Below are 16,752 nucleotides of genomic sequence, written 5' to 3'. Positions count from 1 at the left end.
CAGACGGTCATCCGATCAGTTGTTGTTACCGGTGCTCGAATTGTTGCCGGTAGTCGAATTACTGCCGGTGTTCGAGTTGCTGTTCGTGTTGGAACTCGACCCGCTGTTGGGCCTGGGGCTGGCGCCGTTGCCTTCCGTCATGCTGGATGGCGGTTCGGGGAACGAATCCGTGTTGTAGTTCCGCGCCGTCGCATTCATGAATCGCTGCCACTGGCCACCGGCGTAGGTGGAGCCATCCACAAAGTCATCCGGGTTGGAGGTCTGGTTCTTGGGGGTGTCTCCGCTGATGGACAGATCGTTCAGGGAGCGTGAGCCCGCCAGGTAGTTACCCACCCAGGAAGCGGTGGACAGGCCCTGGGTGTAGCCAACCATCCAGGTCTGCGTGGAGTTGTCCGTGGTACCGGTCTTACCCGCAGAAGCGTTGGGCAGACCGATGGGAATCTGATAACCCGAACCGCGGATCAGCACTTGTTCCAGAACAAAGTTCACGGTGCGGGCATCAGTTTCGCTGATGGCACGTTCACAGTTGGCCTGGGGAACGTCGTACTCGCGGCCCGTGTAGTCAGTGACGGACATGAAGGCCCGCGGATCACACCGCACGCCGTCGTTGGCAAAGGTGGCGTATGCAGTGGCCATGGTCATGGGGGAGATGTTGTCATCCGAACCACCCAGCAGGGTGGAAAGCCGGGTGGTGTTCACGGGTTCCCCGGTCTGACCGTTGTGAATACCAATGGCTTCCGCCAGCTCACCGATCCGGCACAGGTCCAGATCTGCGGCCATGGCGTAGAGAGCCGAGTTGATGGAGTTGTACATGCCGTAGTCCACGGCCATGTTCTGGTTGAAGCCGCGTTCAGCGTTTTGGAAACTGAACCCTGAGCCGTCATTACCAGGCTCAAAGACCGCGCCACCCTCCACGCAGGAAGCCCGCCATGCGTAATCGGCAGGATAAGACATGCGGCTGGCGTTGACTTGCTGGCCAACAGAACGGCCGTCGTCAACCCAGGCGAGCAGTGTCATGGGTTTGAAGGTTGACCCCACCTGATAACCGCCCGTACCGCCGTCCCAGGTGTCAGTGTTGAAGTTGTACACCGTGTTGGACGGACCTTCATCAGAGGTGTAGTGCGTGTTCTGCGCCATGGCCACAATGTTGCCGCTGCCGGGCTCCAGGGAGACGATCGAACTACCAATGCTGTCCGGGTTGTTGTCCCGGGACTGGGTTTCATTCACAGCATCATTGGCTTCACGCTGGGCATCAATGTCCAAGGTGGTCACAATGTTGAGGCCGCCACGCTGGAGAGTGTTCAGACGCTCCTCCGGGTTGGCGCCGAAGGAATCAGAGGCCAGGATCTGATTCTCCACGTAATTGCAGAAGTACGGTGCATCTGTGGCCGCCGTGCAACCGGCGGAGGTGGGGTGCAGATCCAGGTTCAGGGGCTCGTTGATGGCTTCGTCGTACTCCTGCTGGGTGATCCGGTCCTCATCCAACATGGTGTAGAGCACCACATTGCGCCGTTCCACGGAGACCTCCGGATTGACGGAGGGATCGTAATAGGCGGGGGACTGCACAAGACCGGCCAGAGTTGCCGCCTGGGCAATGCTGAGCTCAGAGGCGTGAATGCCCCAGTAATACTCGGAGGCCGATTCCACCCCGTAATTACCGGTACCGAACATGGCGATGTTGAGGTAGCCCTCCAGGATTTCATCCTTGGACTTCTGTTCCTCCATGGACAGCGCCAGCTTCACCTCACGCAGTTTGTCCGCGTAGCCCTTGTTGGCACCCAGGGTTGAGGGATCGCGTCCAGCGCGAACGTCCTGGTCAATGATCAGGTTGTTCACGTACTGCTGGGTGATGGTGGAAGCACCCTGACGGCCACCGGTGTTCAGGACGTTGTTACCGATGGCGCGGACAATGCCCGCCATGGAGACGCCACCGTGTTCATAAAAGTCCCGGTCCTCAATGGAGAGGATGGCGCTCTGCATGTTGGGGGAGATTTCATCCAATGTGACGGGAGTGCGCTTCTCCGCGTAGAACGTGGCCAACTCTGTTTGACCATCCCGGGCATACACGGTGGAGGACCGGGACAGCGGGCCGTCCTGGAAGTCCGTGGGGAGGTCCTTGAACCACCCGATGGAACCGTTGGCGGCCATACCGACTGCTGCTGCCGGGGGGAATACCAATCCGGTCACCACAAGACCAGCCAACAAGCTGGTGGCGATGAACGCGACCACTCTGCCCAGCGTTGAGCTGCCGTTCAGGTCAGCGGAGGAGTTGGAGGATGAAGCCATTGGGTCAGCTTACAAGCCGTATCTGGGAACCTGGAGATTCGTAGCCAGCGCCACACTGATCAGCAAGATGATCCCACCGAGCACCACCCGATAGTGTGGAGCCATGACTACCTGGGAATACATGACCGCGCCCATCATGATCCACGCCACCAAGCAGATCCTGGACAACTTTGGTTCTGAAGGTTGGGAACTGGTGGCAGTCCTGCCCGGGACCCAGCAGGCCTCCGTTCCGGATGCTGCCGTGAACGCACCGGTGCAGACCAACCCCATTGCGTACTTCAAGCGTCCCAAGGAGGCCTGAGCATGGCCTCCGCCGTTGAACAGCGCATCCGTGAACTGGGCTTGAGCCTGCCGGAAGTTCCGGCTCCCGCCGGCGTCTACGTCCCGGCGCTGATCACAGGCTCCTGCGTCCACACCTCCGGGCAGCTGCCCTTTGTTGAGGGGCAGCTACCGGAGACCGGCAAGGTGGGGGAAGGCGCAGGCTTGGTGTCTGCGCAGCGGGCGCAGGAATTGGCAGCAATTGCTGCGCTCAATGCCTTGGCCGCCGTCAAAGGTGTGATCGGGGATCTTGACCGGCTGGTGCGAGTGGTCAAGGTGGTGGGATTCGTTTCCAGCGATCCTGAGTTCTACGGACAGCCCGGTGTGCTCAACGGTGCCTCCAACCTCCTGGGGGATGTCCTGGGAGAGGTCGGCATTCACGCCCGCTCCGCCGTCGGTGTTGCGGTGTTGCCGCTGAACTCTCCGGTGGAGGTCGAGTTGGTTGCCGAATTCGCCTGACCGGGGCCACCAGCCGCGTCGCTTTCCACTGCTGCCGGAGTACCGCAAGGCCGCAGAAGTCTGGCAGGCATCTGAAGGGCAGCTGACGCCGGTCACACCCCTGGATGCCGCGGGGCTGATGCTGCTACGCGACAGCCCCGACGGTGTGGAGACCTACCTGACCACCCACGCGCAGCGCTCGCCGTTCGGGCCCGTGGCCTTTCCCGGAGGTCCGGTGGATGGCGACGACGACGATCCCCTGCCGTGGGTGGGACCATCCTCCACCGCGTGGGGGCGGCGGTGGTGCGACGACGTTGGGGTGACCCGCCGCACCGTGGTGGCTGCAGCCCGTGAACTCTTTGAGCGCACCGGGATTCTGCTGGCCGGACCGGACATGTACTCCACCGTGGAAACGGGGGACGGACGCGATTGGATGGTGGGGCGGGAGGAAGTCCTGGCCCGCACTCTCACCATGGGTCAGCTACTGGATTCGCGTCATCTGAAACTGCGAACGGATCTGCTGTGGCCAGTGGCCCGCTGGGTCACACCCGAGTTTCTGCACCGGCGGTACGACACTCGTTTTTTTGCCGTCATACTTCCGGAACGGCAGTCGGTCACTCAGATTCCAAACCATCCAAAACCCGGTTTGTGGGCCACCGTGGACCGGCTGGTGGCACATCTTGAGGAGCCGCAGACCGGTCAGGTTGATTCGCGCGCAGACCGAATGGACACGTGGTTGGGGGACACTCTGGGTCTCCCCCAGACAGTGGGGCGGTCACAACGCGATCTGCTGGGAGCCACCATGAGCGGGCTGTTGCAGGAGCTGGCCGCAGCACGCTCGGTGGTGGAGGTCATTGCCAGACCCCGCGATCTCAGCCCGCAGGTTCCGGACCTGGCGGTGGAGACGGATGGTTCCTATGAGCTGGTGCTGCCCAGAAGACCCCGCCGTCACCGCCCACGCCAGGGGATCTGAGCCGGGCAACACTTGGCCAGGTAACAGCCGCCAGATAACAACCGACCAGGTGGCAACAACCAGATGACAAGGCGCTGATATGGCAAAGGCACGGACATGGCAATGGAGGGCTGTTCCCCGCACACCCTGTGCGGGGAACAGCCCTCCGTCAGTGGCCGTCGCGTCTGGATCGGGTCAATCAGCGGGAACGCTGTTTGAGGCGCTGCACATCCAGGATGACCACAGCCCGGGCCTCCAAGCGGATCCAACCGCGCTGCACAAACTCGGCCAGAGCCTTGTTCACGGTTTCGCGGGAAGCTCCCACCAGCTGAGCCAGTTCTTCCTGCGTCAACTCATGAGCCACCAGCACGCCATCCGGGGTCTGACGACCAAAACGGTCCGCCAGGTCCAGCAGGGCCTTGGCCACACGGCCGGGCACGTCTGAGAACACCAGGTCCGCCAGGTTCTCATTGGTGCGGCGCAAACGGCGGGCCAGGGCTTGCAGAAGCTGCTGCGACACAGCGGGGCTGCGCTCAATGACCTTCTTCAAGTTGTCATGGTTGAGCCCGGCCAGGTGAGACTCAGACACCGCAGTGGCTGCGGTGGAACGCGGTGAGGGATCAAACAGCGCCATTTCCCCGAACAGCTCACCCGGACCCATCACGGCAACCAGGTTCTCACGGCCGTCGCTGGCCGTACGCCCCAGTTTGATCTTGCCCGAAATGATGAAATACAGGCGGTCGCCCTGGTCGCCTTCCTGGAAGAGCGTGGCACCGCGTGGCAACTCCACCTCGGTGATTTCGTCCGTGAGCGCCGCGAAGGCCTCGTCATCCAGGGAGGCGAAAAGCGGTGCGCGTCGTAGGACGTCAGTATCCATGATGCTCCTCGTGTTGGTGTGGGTCAGCTGTCACTGAGTCAGATCATGCTCCATGAGATTCGGCTCAGATGGTCAACTGGATGGTACTTGGATGTGACGTAGTCAACATCATCAGTACCACTTTAGTGCGACGTGGCGCGATTCCAAATGGAATTGCCTTCAGGCGTGGCCCCAAGCCAATTCTCATGGGTTCCACAGGGGCACTGCTTACTGTTGTTCGTCCATCATCCGGGGGCCAACAACCTGTGGCCCCCACTATTCGCAGGAGACCTACGTGGAGTTCAACAGTGACCTGTTTCTTGGCCTGAACATATTGGACCTGATGATTCTGGCATTGCTGCTGCTCTTTGTGCTGCACGGGGCTGTTCGCGGAGTAGGGCGCACCATCGGGGGCGCCGTGGGACTGGTGCTCGGGGGTGCGCTGGCCCTGTGGTTGCTGCCCAACATTGATGTGGCATCCATTGACCGCTGGGTCCGTCTGGCCGTGGTGGGTGTGGTGCTGCTGGTCTGCATGCTGGGCGGCCAATCCCTGGGCGAAGGGCTGTTGGGCCGGATCACGGGTGCACCACCGCGCAAATCCAAAGTTCTCACGGGTGTGGATCAGGCCGGTGGCGGTGTGATCGGTGCGGCAATAGGCGGCGTGGTGGTACTGGCGATGAGTGGGTTCCTCAGCCAGGTGCCCATGCCGTGGCTCAACGGGCAGCTGGAAACCTCCCGCACTCTGGCTGCCATGCAGCAGTGGACTCCGCGGGAGGTGACCGAGGGACTGAGCACCGCCCAGGAAGAGATTGCCGGGGCACCCGCCATGCGGGAGCTGGATGCACTGCTTTTCCCGTCCGTGGAACCGCCCACCACAGAAGTGGATGATCCGGAAGTTGTGGCCGCCTCCGCCTCCACCGTGCACATCCTGGGTTCGGCCACACGCTGCGGATACAACCAATCGGGATCAGGGTTTGTGACCGCTCAGGGGCAAGTGGTGACCAACGCCCACGTGGTTCAGGGAACTGATGGAGTTTCCGTGTTCAGCTCGGATGGACAGCGCCACACGGCGGAGGTGGTGCAGTTTGTGCCCGAACACGATCTGGCTGTGTTGAGTGTGCCTCAGTTGGACCTGGCGCCGTTGAGCATTGCCGCGGACGGTGCGGGTGAAGGGACAGAGGCTGCTTTCATTGGCTACCCCGGTTCCGGCCCGTTGAGTATTGGCCCGGCCACGGTGCAGGGCAGCGCCTACACCGTGATGGGCTCCATGGACGGGTCCCAACCGGTGCGGGTCATGCAGTTCGCCGGCAACGTGCAGCAGGGAAACTCCGGCGGTCCCCTGGTTGACATGGACGGTCAAGTGATCGGGGTGGTGTTCGGCAAGGCTGTCAATGATCCGGCCGGGTACGCAGTTGACACCGCAACGCTCAGTGACGTCCTGGCAGATTCAGCGGGGGCCACGGCAGCTGTGGACACCGGAGTGTGCCAGGCCGCCTGAGCGAAAGCAGGCACCGGGATGCAACAGGCACCCGGGTGCAGACAGACACCTGGATGCAAACACCCATCTGAAATGTGTGCCGCCCCATCGAAACCGATGGGGCGCAACAAATTTCAGATGACCCGGACAGTCCAGACAGTCCAGACTGCTCAGACAGGCGCGAGCAGCCCGCCCGGTGGTTTCAGTCCTGCAACGAATCCACGATCTGCTGCATGACCGTCTGATCTGCCAGGGTGGTGACGTCCCCGACCGGACGGTCCTCCGCCACATCTTTGAGCAGACGGCGCATGATCTTGCCGGAGCGAGTCTTGGGCAGTTCCGGGACAATCAGCACACGCTTGGGCTTGGCGATCGGTGAGATCTCCTGGCCCACGTGAGCACGTAGTTTTTCGCCCAGTTCCACCTTGTCGTGACCTTCGCCAGTGGCTTCATCCGTGAGGATCACGAACGCCACAACGGCCTGGCCGGTGGTTTCGTCCTCAGCACCCACCACGGCGGCCTCCGCCACAGTCGGGTGGGACACCAGTGCGGACTCGATCTCCGAGGTGGAGAGGCGGTGACCGGACACGTTCATCACGTCATCCACACGGCCAAGGATCCAGATGTCGCCGTCGTCGTCGAACCGGGCGCCGTCGCCGGCAAAGTACATGCCGTCAAAGCGGGACCAGTAGGTCTGGACAAAGCGGTCGTCATCGCCCCAGATGGTGCGCATCATGGACGGCCACGGTTCGCGGACCACCAGGAAGCCGGACTGTCCGTTGTTCAGGGATTCGCCCATCTCATCCACCACGTCCACCTTGACCCCGGCCAGAGGGCGCTGGGCGGAACCGGGCTTGGCCACGGTGACGCCGGGCAGCTGGGTGATCATGTGCGCGCCGGTTTCGGTCTGCCACCAGGTGTCCACGATGGGGCAGTTTCCGCCACCGATCACGCGGTGGAACCAGGTCCAGGCCTCCGGGTTGATGGCCTCGCCCACGGTGCCCAGTAGACGCAGTGAGGTGAGGTCGTATTCGGCGGGGATGTCCTCGCCCCACTTCATCATGGTGCGGATGGCGGTGGGGGAGGTGTACATGATGGTCACCCCGTACTTCTGCACAATTTCCCAGAAGCGGCCGCGGTGCGGGGAATCGGGGGTGCCTTCGTAGATCACCTGGGTGGCGCCCATGACCAGCGGACCGTAGGCCACGTAGGAGTGCCCGGTGACCCATCCGACGTCCGCGGTGCACCAGTAGATGTCAGTCTCCGGCTTGAGGTCAAAGGTGTACTTCATGGAGAAAGCACCCTGGGTGAGGTAACCACCCGTGGTGTGCAGAACACCCTTGGGCTTACCCGTGGTGCCGGAGGTGTAGAGAATGAACAGGGGGTCCTCCGCGCCGACCTCCGCGGGGGTGTGCTCGGTGGAGGCGGTGTCCACGACGTCGTGCCACCACACGTCCCGGCCCTCAGTCATTTCCGTGTCCACGCCGTTGCGCTTGACCACCAGCACGTGCTGGACGGAGTCCCCACCCTTTTCCAGGGCAGCATCCACGGCCGGCTTCAACGTGGTGGGCTTGCCGCGGCGGTAGGAACCGTCGGCGGTGACCACCAGCTTGGCCTCGCCGTCCTCCACCCGGGAGCGCACGGCCTCGGAGGAGAAACCACCGAACACCACGGAGTGGATGGCACCCAAGCGGGCGCAGGCCAGCATGGTGATCACGGCCTCCGCGATCATGGGCATGTAGACGGCCACGCGATCGCCCTTTTGCACGCCCAGGGAAGCGAAACCGTTGGCGGCCTTGGAGACTTCGTCCTTGAGTTCCGCGTAGGTGTAGGAGCGGGAATCGCCGGGCTCGCCCTCGAACAACAGGGCCACTCGGTCACCGTTGCCGGCCTCCACGTGGCGGTCCACGGCGTTGTAGGCGGCGTTCAGAGTGCCGTCCTCAAACCACTTGGCAAATGGCGGGTTGGACCAATCCAGAGTGGTGGTGAAGTCCTTGGACCAGGTGAGCAGTTCCCGGGCCTGGTTGGCCCAGAACTCCGTACCTTCCGCCTCGGCCTGTTCGTAGAGCTCTGGGCCGCCATTGGCCTGCTCCACGAATGCCTGCGGGGGTGCGTAGGTCTGCTGCTCGTTGCTCTGCTCGGTCATCGACTTGTGCTCCTTACCAAGGGGCTCGGGTCCGGGGGTGAGCACCCAGTGGCGCTCTTGGTCCGGACGGCCAGGACTGCCGGACGGTGTGCCCGGCGTCACATGTTCGCTTTGAGACTAGAGCACTCACGGGGTCGGATTCCACACGTGTCTAACTTGGTCTCCCGGACAGGCCCGTCCATAGGGTGGCTGGCGGGTGGATTCCACCGCCGTAGCCCCCCAGGGCTGCAGAAAGCAGTCCGCTGCAACGTCCGAGCTGACACGTAGCATCGGAGCCATGACGACGACGAACGGCACCCCCACCCCGCCTGCTCCACCGCCGGGAGGCCACCCCCTGCACCGCAACCACGGGGGGCCGGTGCCAGATCACGTACGGGTGGTGGACCCGGCCAAGGCTCGGGCAGGAGCCGCGCGGCGACGTCGAACCGGGAAAACCGAATCTGACTTGGGGCTCAAACGGCGAGCGCGCAAGATCAACGCCATCCTGGGGGAAACCTACCCGTACGCCGTGGCTGAACTGGATTTTGGCTCAGCGTGGGAATTGTTGGTGGCCACGGTGCTCTCCGCGCAAACCACGGATGTGCGGGTCAATGCCACCACCCCGGCGTTGTTTGAACGTTGGCCCACTCCGCGAGCGCTGGCTGAGGCGGAACGGGTGGAGGTTGAGGAAATGCTGCGCCCGCTGGGCTTTTACCGTTCCAAGGCCAAGGCCGTCCAGGGCTTGGCGCAGCGGGTGGAGGATGAGCACGACGGCGCCGTCCCCGGCAGTCTGACCGAGCTGGTGGCGCTTCCGGGGGTTGGGCGCAAAACCGCCAATGTGGTTCTGGGCAATGCTTTTGACGTGCCGGGAATTACCGTGGACACCCACTTTGGTCGGCTGGCGCGCAGATTCGGATGGACCGAGCAGGAGGACCCGGTCAAGGTGGAACAAGATGTCATGGAGTTGTTCGAGCCCAAGGACTGGACTGATCTCTCCCATCGGCTCGTCTACCACGGTCGGCGCATTTGCCACGCCAGGAAACCTGCCTGCGGGGTGTGCCCGGTGGCCGATCTGTGCCCGTCCTACGGGGCCGGTCCCACGGAGCCGGAGGTCGCGGCGGCCCTGTTCACCTACGAGTTCGCCACCGGGCGGGAGGACTTGCTGAGCGGCTACATGGGTGGGCTCACCCGCCGTGAGCTGCGGGCAACCGGGCACGGATTGGAGCTGTGAACATGGTCTCCGAGCACATGTCTGCGCAAGACCCCGCCAGGGGCCAGGTCACCGACCGCGCCTCCGGTTCGGTGGGTGAGCAATCCCGCGTCAGAGGGGAGCACGGGGCCAGGCAGGAATTGATCCGCGCCATCCGGGAGCTTGACGGGGGAGGGCCTTTAAGGATTCAGGACATTCCGGCGGGGGAGAACATGCGCGAATCTGCCGTGTTGATCCTGGTGGGTGCCCTGGATGAAACTCCGCCGGACCTTGATCTGCTGTTGGTGCAGCGGGCCCCCACGTTGCGTGCCCATCCGGGGCAGGTGGCTTTTCCAGGTGGTCGTTTGGACCCGGAGGACGGCGACCCCCATGATCCGGCGGATCGCGTGGAACTACCGGGGGGTGTGGGGCAGGCCGCTTACGTTCGGGCAGCACTGCGGGAGGCGCAGGAGGAAACGGGGCTCGACCCGGCCGGCGTCGAAATCTTGGGAATGCTGCCGCGCACGCCGCTGGCCGTTTCCAGTCACCAGGTGACGCCCGTGGTGGGGTGGTGGTCCAAGCCCGTGCCGGTGGAGGTGGTGGATCATGCGGAATCTTCTCTGGTGTTTCGCACACCCATTGCCGATCTGGTGAACGCTTCACACCGGCACTACGCGGAGGTGCAGATACCGGGTCCGGATTACCCCAGGCTGCGTCACCGCTCGCCGGCGTTTCGCATACCGCGCACCATCACCGATCCAGCGGGGGGCAGCGGGGACGTGGTGGTGTGGGGCTTCACCGGCATTTTGCTGGATCATCTGTTGAGCGCTGCGGGTTGGAACCTTCCCTGGGACACCACGGACATTCGCCCCGCTCCGCTGTAGCTGGGGAGGCCGCTGTTCACTTGGCTTGGTCGTAGCTGTCCACGGTGACCACCGTGACGGGAAACTCCACGGGGACCGGGCCGAACACAATGCGTGCGGCCTCATCAGCGGCTGCACGCACAATGTCCTCCACGCGCTGGGAATCTTTGGCTGCGGTGTCCACCATGATCTCGTCGTGCAGGAAGAACACCAGGTCAGCATCCAGATGGGCCCGTTTGAGGCCGGTGCGGATACGGCCCATCCACGCCATGGCCCATTCGGCGGCGGAGCCTTGAACCACAAAATTGCGGGTGAACCTGCCGTGGGTTCGGCGCATGCTGCGCGCTCGGCGTTCGCTGCTTGCGGTGGCGGTGTCCGCCGTCGTCGTCATCCATTGCTCATCCGGGGCCGGTGACCAGCGGCCCAGCCAAGTGCACACCTGCCCGCCGCGTTCACCAACGCGTGCTGCGTGTTCCACGTAGGCCACTGCTTTGGGGAACATGCGGGTCAACTGCGGCATCAATCGGCCACTGTCACCGGTGGTTGCCCCGTACATGGCACCCAGAAGCGCCACTTTGGCGTGGTTGCGTTCCGTCAGTTCGGTGGAGCGTGCCCGGCCCTGTTCAGCAATGGACAGGTAGAGATCCCGGCCGCGGGAAGCCTCTGCCAGAGCTTGGTCCCGGGCCAACACGGCCAGAACGCGGGGTTCCAGTTGAGCGGCATCGGCCACCACCAGTTTGCGGTCGGGCCCGGGGCGCACGGCTGAGCGCACCACTTTGGGGATCTGGAGGGCACCACCCCCGCGCGCTGCCCACCGCCCCGTGACCACACCGCCCACCACGTATTCGGCGTGAAATCTGTCCGCACGTACCCAGTTCTCCAGCCAGTGCCAGCCGTTGGCGGTCAGTAGCCGGGACATCTTTTTGTATTCCAGGACCGGGCCGATCATGGCTTGGCGGCGTTCGCGTTCACCGGGTGAGGAGGCCGGTGCGGCCTGGACCCAACCGGTCAGAAGCCACTGGCTGGTGGAATCCACCGGAACGCCGGCGGCTCGCAGTGCACGCAGGAGTGACTGGGGGGAATCCGGGTTCACGGTGGGGGCAGTGAGGGCGGTTTGCACGGCACGGGCGGCAGTTTCCATTTTTGCGGGCCGCTGCTGCGGGGCCGGTTCAGGCCCCAGGGCATCTTCCAGGAGGGACCGGTGTACGGAGGTGTCCCAGGCGATCCCAACGCGGTGCATGTCCGCGGCCAACAGTGCGCCCGTGGATTCCAGAGCCGCCAACAACGCCAGTTTCTGGGGAGAACGAGCGTTCGTGATGGCTTTCCACTGTGCTGCCAGTTCGGCGATCACAGGTGCCACAAGATCCTCCCCGGCAGGTGGGGGTGAAGTTTCGGCGGGAGTTCCTGATGCCGGGAGGGAGTCAAAGAGCCCCAACTGACCCTGGGCGGGCGAGTTCCAGGCGGAACGCACGGGAGGCGGCGGAGCCACCCCGGGATGTTCGTGCTGCGGCAGAGGCGTCAGCACGGGTTGATACACCACCCCGGAACCGGGGGCATCCGCTGCGGTCTGCAGGATGTTTTGCACCAGCCGCAGATCATGCACGTGGGTCAGCGGTACAGCGGGGTCCTGGGACAAGAGCTGCGGAAAAACAGTCACGCTGCGCTCAAAGACCCACCGAGGCGCGGCCACTGCATCCTCCTGAGCAGTCCGCGCCCTGTTCCGGATGAATGCGGTCAGCTCGGACAGGCTCAGGCTGGTGATGGCGCCGGTGGGGTTGCCCCGGGCATCCACGTCCTGGACCAGAAACGCATCCTGCCCGCCTGTGGTTCGTGCGTCGCCCGGTTCTGTGCTGAGACCTTGGGAGGGAACGACGACGACGAACACCCATCCATTGTGCCTGCCCACCCGATCCGGTCAGGTTCGTTGCCCAGCGCGCGTTGCTCCACAACCAAAAAAGTTCTCACGGGGTCTAGAGGTTGTGCACATTTGAACCTGAGCGGTCAGCGGGATGTGCCCCACAGCACGCACCGTTGTGGTCATGAACACAGCAACCAGCACCGGCCGCAGGGCACGAGCAGCCCACACGGCACTCCCGTGGCACCCCGAGCATTCCAGCACCCCGGGGACAGAGGCTCGACCCGGGGTCGGCGATGAACTCGCCACGGGGAATGGCCGTGATGTCCAGGCAGGTGGCCCGGTAGAGGAGAACTGCACCGCAGATCTCTTGTGGGCGCACGATCCCTCCTGGACACACCGGGGATTCCGTGGCGGTGAAGTGGTTGACGGTGACGGACTGCGTGTGGGTTTGGTGACCCACGATTCCGCTGTCCGGGAGATGGTGAGCGGAATCTGTGCCTCCGCGGGTGCTTCCCTGTATGTGGCGGCCACCGCCGGTGGACTCACGGGCACTGACGTGCAGCTGTTGGACGTTCAAGCGCTCACGGACGGACCGGCCACGCGGGGAGGTGGCGGCGACGTCGTTTTGCTGGGTCGGCCGGAGGACGACGGGTTGTGGGATGCGGCCGCTCTGTTGGGTGGATGCCCCGTGGCCGTGCTGCCCGCAGCCGAATCCTGGTTGGCTGATCGGCTGGCGCCGCGGACGGAGACGGCACAGACCTCCCAAGCCGTGGTGGTGGGCGTGGTGGGTGCAGTGGGTGGCGTGGGTGCCTCCACACTGGCCTGCTGGTTGGCTGCGGATGCGGCCGCCGGCGGAGCTCAGACCGTCCTGGTGGATGCCGACCCGGACAGCTGCGGGGTGGATGTTCTCCTGGGGCTGGAGTCTTTGGAGGCCATGAGGTGGCCGGATCTGAGCCGCTCCCGGGGCGTGCTGCGTGGTGAACAGCTCTTGCCGCTGCTGCCGGGTCACCCCGATCAGCCCGGCCTGAGCTGGCTGTCCTGGGATCGGGAGTCGGTGCAGCGCCACGATTTCCCGGGGGTCTCCGTGCTCGCGGCACTGCGCACGGTTAGCCATGCGGTGGTGGTGGATCTGGGAAGGATCGGTTCCGGGCGGGATTCTCTGGCGGGGCAATGCGATGTGGTGGTGGTGGCGTTGCCGCGCACGGTTCGGGGAGTTCTTGCCGCGCACCGCAGTGCGACGGCACTGGGACCGGTACCCGTGGAGTTCGTGCTGTGCGGCGTGGACGTGGCGGACATTGACCATTCCCTGGTGGGTGATGCTCTGGGCCGCGAGCCGCTGGGTGCCGTGCGATTCGACGGGCGGGTACCGGAAGCCGCTGAAAGCGGTCGATTGCTGGAACGGGGACGCAAGCGCCCACATCAGCAATGCGTTGCCGCTCTGTGGGACCAGCTCACGGACCGCCTGGCAGGTTCCGTCGAGTTGACTTACGGGGGTAATGGGTCATGAATGCCAAGACTCCTACTCGCGCCCAAGTCCCGGTGGATTCAGCCCTGTTGGAAACGGTGCGGGAAACTCTCCTGCTGGACGGTTCTGCGGTCACTGACGAACGCATTGCGCAGGCTGTACGCTCCTCCGGCCACGTCTTGGGTGCGGCAGGGACACTGCACGCCGTGCGCAGCATCCGGGCCGAGCTCACCGGCCTGGGCCCCTTGCAACACCTCCTTCCCGCCTCCGGACTCACCGATGTTTGGATCAATGGAGCCCACGATGTGTGGTGGGAAGCGGGACACGGTCCCGTACGTGTGCCATCCCCCTTCAAGGACGACGACGAAGTCCGTGCCCTGGCCACGCGTCTGATCCAGGCTGCGGGCCGCCGGTTGGATGAAGCCCACCCTTGCGTGGATGTGCAAACCGCCGACGGCATGCGAGTTCACGCGGTTCTTCCACCGATTTCCACGGGTGGAACATTGATTTCCGTGCGGTTCCGGCACCGGGATGTGATCACAGTGGCGGATCTGGTGGCCAGCTCAACGGTGACACAGGAGGTCTTGGATCACCTGATGGCAGCCACGGCCGGTGGAGCAAATCTGCTGGTCACGGGGTCCACCGGTGCTGGCAAAACCACAGTGCTCAACGCCCTGCTCAGCGCCTGTCCGGTGGATGAACGCATGGTGCTCATTGAGGACGCCGCCGAACTGCGCCCACTCCACCCACATGTGGTGGGTATGCAGGCCCGCCACGCCAACGTGGAAGGAGCCGGGGCAATTGAACTGGCCGAGTTGGTCCGGCAATCCCTGCGCATGCGGCCCGATCGGATTGTGGTGGGCGAGTGCCGCGGTGCCGAAATTCGAGAACTTCTCACGGCGCTGAACACCGGTCACCTGGGTGCGGGGACTGTTCACGCCAATTCAGCCGATGCCGTGCCTGCTCGCCTGGCAGCGCTGGGAGCTCTGGGCGGGATGAGCAGTGAGGCCATTGCCTTGCAGGCGGGTTGTGCCCTGGACCTGGTGGTTCATCTTGATCGCCGCGGACCGCAGCGGGTGGTGCACACCGTGTCCTTGTTGGAGGAAGTGCGCGGAACGCTACGGATGACCACCGCTTGCACCCGTGAGGCCACCGGTTATCGGCAGGGTCCGGGGTGGGAGCACTTTCTGAGTCTGGCGCAGCGGGGTGAGCGGTGATGAGTGCTGCACTGACTGTTGGTGTGACCGTCCTGGGTGTGCTGATCGGGGTGCTGGGTCTGGGGTTGCTGCTGACCCCCGTAGGTGCGCGCTCGCGGGTGGTCAAGGCGGCCGGTTCCCGGCCCGGAAGTGAGCCTGGACGTGGCCGCGGTGCTGCGTCGGGTGGTTTGTCCCGGAGCGGACAGCCCCATTCGGGACAAACCGGTGGTGACGCAACGACTCAGGGCCACCACGGGGATGACATGGGTGGAGGTTTGGCCGGCACCGGGTTGCTCACGGCAGTTGCCAGCCGAATCTTGCCGTGGCGTGGCGCCCAAGCCACGGCGGAGGCTGCCGAGTGGGTGGTTTTCATGCGGCAACTCGGAGCGCTCCTGCGCGTGGGACGTAGCTCCCTCTCAGCCTTTGAGGTGGCTGCCGCCTCCCTGGCTGAAACCCAAGACCCCACCACCACGGGGCAACGCATTCAACAGGTCTGCACCACGGTGGCGCGTGCCGGTTCCGTGGGGCGGGCGCCATCAACCACGCTGCAGACACTTTCCCAGGCCCCGCAGTCCAAGGACCGCCGGTTGCGGCGGGTGGAAACCTCCGTGCTGGCAGATCTTGCACGGTGCTGGGAGGTCTCCGAACGGACGGGTGCGCCCCTGGCCACATTGCTGGAAGGACTGGCTGAGGCCACGGAGGCGGACTTGGACGCAGCAGCCGCACGGGAAACCGCACTGGCGGGATCACGGGCCACAGTCAGAATCCTGACCTGGTTGCCGGTGCTGGCGCTGGGTCTGGGAATGCTGATCGGAGCAGATCCCATCCGGACCCTGTTGACCACGCCGTGGGGCATTGCCGCCGGGACAGTGGGAGCGCTACTCACCGTGATCGGCCGGGTCTGGACGGGGCGCCTGGTACAGCGGGCCGAACATGCCACGGACCCCACCGAGACCACGCACCGCAACCGGTTGACCCGTCGGACGGCCCGTGCCCATGCGGCCCCTGCGCGGACGTCACCTGCGCAGACGTCACCCGGCCGCAGGAACCGCCGTGCTTCTGTGGAGCGCCCCACCGGGGTGGCCCCACGGGAGGTGACCTCATGAACACCGTTGAGCCGCTGGTTGCCAGTACGGGAGTTGCAGTGCTGGTGGCGGCCTCCCTGGCGCTGCTGTGGTTACCCACCCGGCGTGATCCGCTGCGCAGCTTCGAGCCAAGCCCACACCGGGCAACAGCCCCTGACACCCAGAAAGACCCTGTTCCGGTGTCGGCCGGAGTTCTGGTGGAACTGGTGGCCTCCATGTTGGACGCCGGTGTTCCGGTGGAACGCAGCCTGACGGTTCTGGGGTCCACGGTGGATGGTCCAGCAGGCAGTGCGTTGCGGACTGTGGGGGCCGGGCTCAGCCTGGGATTGCCGTGGCGGCAAGCCTGGGCAGCCGCTGCCACACCTCCCATGGCGGTTCGGGATCTACGCGCCGCCCTGACGTTTGCAGCGGTGTCCGGTGCGCCGTCGTCCTCCGCATTGCGGGCGGCCTCCGCTCAGGTTCGTCGTGCTGAACACCGACGAGCAGAGGCTGCGGCGGAAAAGCTCGCTGTGCACCTGGTGGTCCCACTCGGGCTGTGCTCGCTCCCCGCCTTCATTGCCTGGGGCATTGTCCCCGTCCTGATCGGCCTGGTTCCGGATTTTTTCTGACCGGGCAGCGGTGCTGGCGCACCGCCCACAAGCCCC

14 protein-coding genes are annotated in these 16,752 nt (G+C 64.5%); 10 read left to right on the top strand and 4 right to left on the bottom strand.

Going from position 1 to position 16,752, the window contains the following annotated elements; translation table 11 throughout:
• Positions 1–15: 15 nt before the first annotated feature.
• Positions 16–2,286: a transglycosylase domain-containing protein gene (locus tag Q4G32_RS07395; RefSeq protein WP_303350437.1), complete on the bottom strand. Its 2,271-nt coding sequence runs from the start codon at positions 2,284–2,286 to the stop codon at positions 16–18.
• Between the two features lie 103 nt (positions 2,287–2,389).
• Between Q4G32_RS07395 and Q4G32_RS07390 the strand changes: the two genes are divergently transcribed.
• The 3 genes from Q4G32_RS07390 to Q4G32_RS07380 are packed head-to-tail and all read left to right on the top strand — an operon-like array spanning position 2,390 to position 4,015.
• Positions 2,390–2,587 carry a hypothetical protein gene (locus Q4G32_RS07390; RefSeq protein WP_047689651.1) on the top strand — a complete coding sequence of 66 codons (198 nt, stop codon included), beginning with the start codon at positions 2,390–2,392 and terminating at the stop codon, positions 2,585–2,587.
• A gap of 2 nt (positions 2,588–2,589) precedes the next feature.
• Positions 2,590–3,063, top strand: a complete 474-nt coding sequence (locus Q4G32_RS07385; protein ID WP_303350436.1) for a RidA family protein — start codon at positions 2,590–2,592, stop codon at positions 3,061–3,063.
• A complete protein-coding gene (locus tag Q4G32_RS07380; RefSeq protein ID WP_303350435.1) occupies positions 3,047–4,015 on the top strand; it encodes an NUDIX hydrolase in 969 nt (322 codons plus the stop codon). Before Q4G32_RS07385 ends, Q4G32_RS07380 begins: the two co-directional genes overlap by 17 nt.
• Before the next feature lie 178 nt (positions 4,016–4,193).
• On the opposite strand, the gene Q4G32_RS07375 is transcribed toward Q4G32_RS07380, so the two are convergent.
• Positions 4,194–4,871 carry a Crp/Fnr family transcriptional regulator gene (locus tag Q4G32_RS07375; RefSeq protein ID WP_303350434.1) on the bottom strand — a complete coding sequence of 226 codons (678 nt, stop codon included), beginning with the start codon at positions 4,869–4,871 and terminating at the stop codon, positions 4,194–4,196.
• A gap of 274 nt (positions 4,872–5,145) precedes the next feature.
• On the opposite strand from Q4G32_RS07375, the gene Q4G32_RS07370 reads away from it, so the two are divergent.
• Positions 5,146–6,348 carry a MarP family serine protease gene (locus tag Q4G32_RS07370; RefSeq protein ID WP_303350432.1) on the top strand — a complete coding sequence of 401 codons (1,203 nt, stop codon included), beginning with the start codon at positions 5,146–5,148 and terminating at the stop codon, positions 6,346–6,348.
• 181 nt (positions 6,349–6,529) lie between these two features.
• On the opposite strand, the gene acs is transcribed toward Q4G32_RS07370, so the two are convergent.
• A complete protein-coding gene (gene acs, locus Q4G32_RS07365) occupies positions 6,530–8,473 on the bottom strand; it encodes an acetate--CoA ligase (protein ID WP_303350429.1) in 1,944 nt (647 codons plus the stop codon).
• 277 nt (positions 8,474–8,750) lie between these two features.
• Here acs and nth point away from each other — a divergent pair, with 277 nt between their 5' ends.
• Positions 8,751–9,683 carry an endonuclease III gene (gene nth / locus Q4G32_RS07360; RefSeq protein WP_303350428.1) on the top strand — a complete coding sequence of 311 codons (933 nt, stop codon included), beginning with the start codon at positions 8,751–8,753 and terminating at the stop codon, positions 9,681–9,683.
• A 2-nt stretch (positions 9,684–9,685) separates the two neighbouring features.
• Complete coding sequence (locus tag Q4G32_RS07355) at positions 9,686–10,525, top strand: NUDIX hydrolase (protein ID WP_303350426.1); 840 nt, start codon at positions 9,686–9,688, stop codon at positions 10,523–10,525.
• A 16-nt stretch (positions 10,526–10,541) separates the two neighbouring features.
• Here Q4G32_RS07355 and Q4G32_RS07350 read toward each other — a convergent pair whose 3' ends face one another.
• Positions 10,542–12,389 (bottom strand): bifunctional 3'-5' exonuclease/DNA polymerase, encoded by a 1,848-nt coding sequence (locus Q4G32_RS07350; protein WP_303350424.1) that lies wholly within the window; start codon positions 12,387–12,389, stop codon positions 10,542–10,544.
• 154 nt (positions 12,390–12,543) lie between these two features.
• On the opposite strand from Q4G32_RS07350, the gene ssd reads away from it, so the two are divergent.
• Genes ssd through Q4G32_RS07330 form a run of 4 tightly spaced genes read left to right on the top strand, consistent with a single transcriptional unit; the run spans position 12,544 to position 16,716 of the window.
• On the top strand, positions 12,544–13,869 hold the full coding sequence (gene ssd / locus Q4G32_RS07345; RefSeq protein ID WP_303350422.1) for a septum site-determining protein Ssd: 1,326 nt from the start codon (positions 12,544–12,546) through the stop codon (positions 13,867–13,869).
• Positions 13,866–15,044 (top strand): TadA family conjugal transfer-associated ATPase, encoded by a 1,179-nt coding sequence (locus tag Q4G32_RS07340; RefSeq protein WP_303350419.1) that lies wholly within the window; start codon positions 13,866–13,868, stop codon positions 15,042–15,044. The genes ssd and Q4G32_RS07340 overlap by 4 nt, the downstream gene beginning before the upstream one ends.
• Entirely contained in the window at positions 15,044–16,129 is a 1,086-nt protein-coding gene (locus tag Q4G32_RS07335; protein WP_303350418.1) for a type II secretion system F family protein, read from the top strand. Before Q4G32_RS07340 ends, Q4G32_RS07335 begins: the two co-directional genes overlap by 1 nt.
• The gene (locus Q4G32_RS07330; RefSeq protein WP_303350416.1) at positions 16,126–16,716 is read left to right on the top strand and encodes a type II secretion system F family protein; all 591 of its coding nucleotides are present in this window, start codon (positions 16,126–16,128) and stop codon (positions 16,714–16,716) included. The genes Q4G32_RS07335 and Q4G32_RS07330 overlap by 4 nt, the downstream gene beginning before the upstream one ends.
• The last annotated feature ends 36 nt before the right edge of the window (positions 16,717–16,752 follow it).

Origin of the sequence: Kocuria sp. (assembly GCF_030538595.1) — a bacterium.
In the GTDB taxonomy this organism is placed as follows: domain Bacteria; phylum Actinomycetota; class Actinomycetes; order Actinomycetales; family Micrococcaceae; genus Kocuria.
This window is presented reverse-complemented; position numbering and strand designations above follow the sequence as displayed.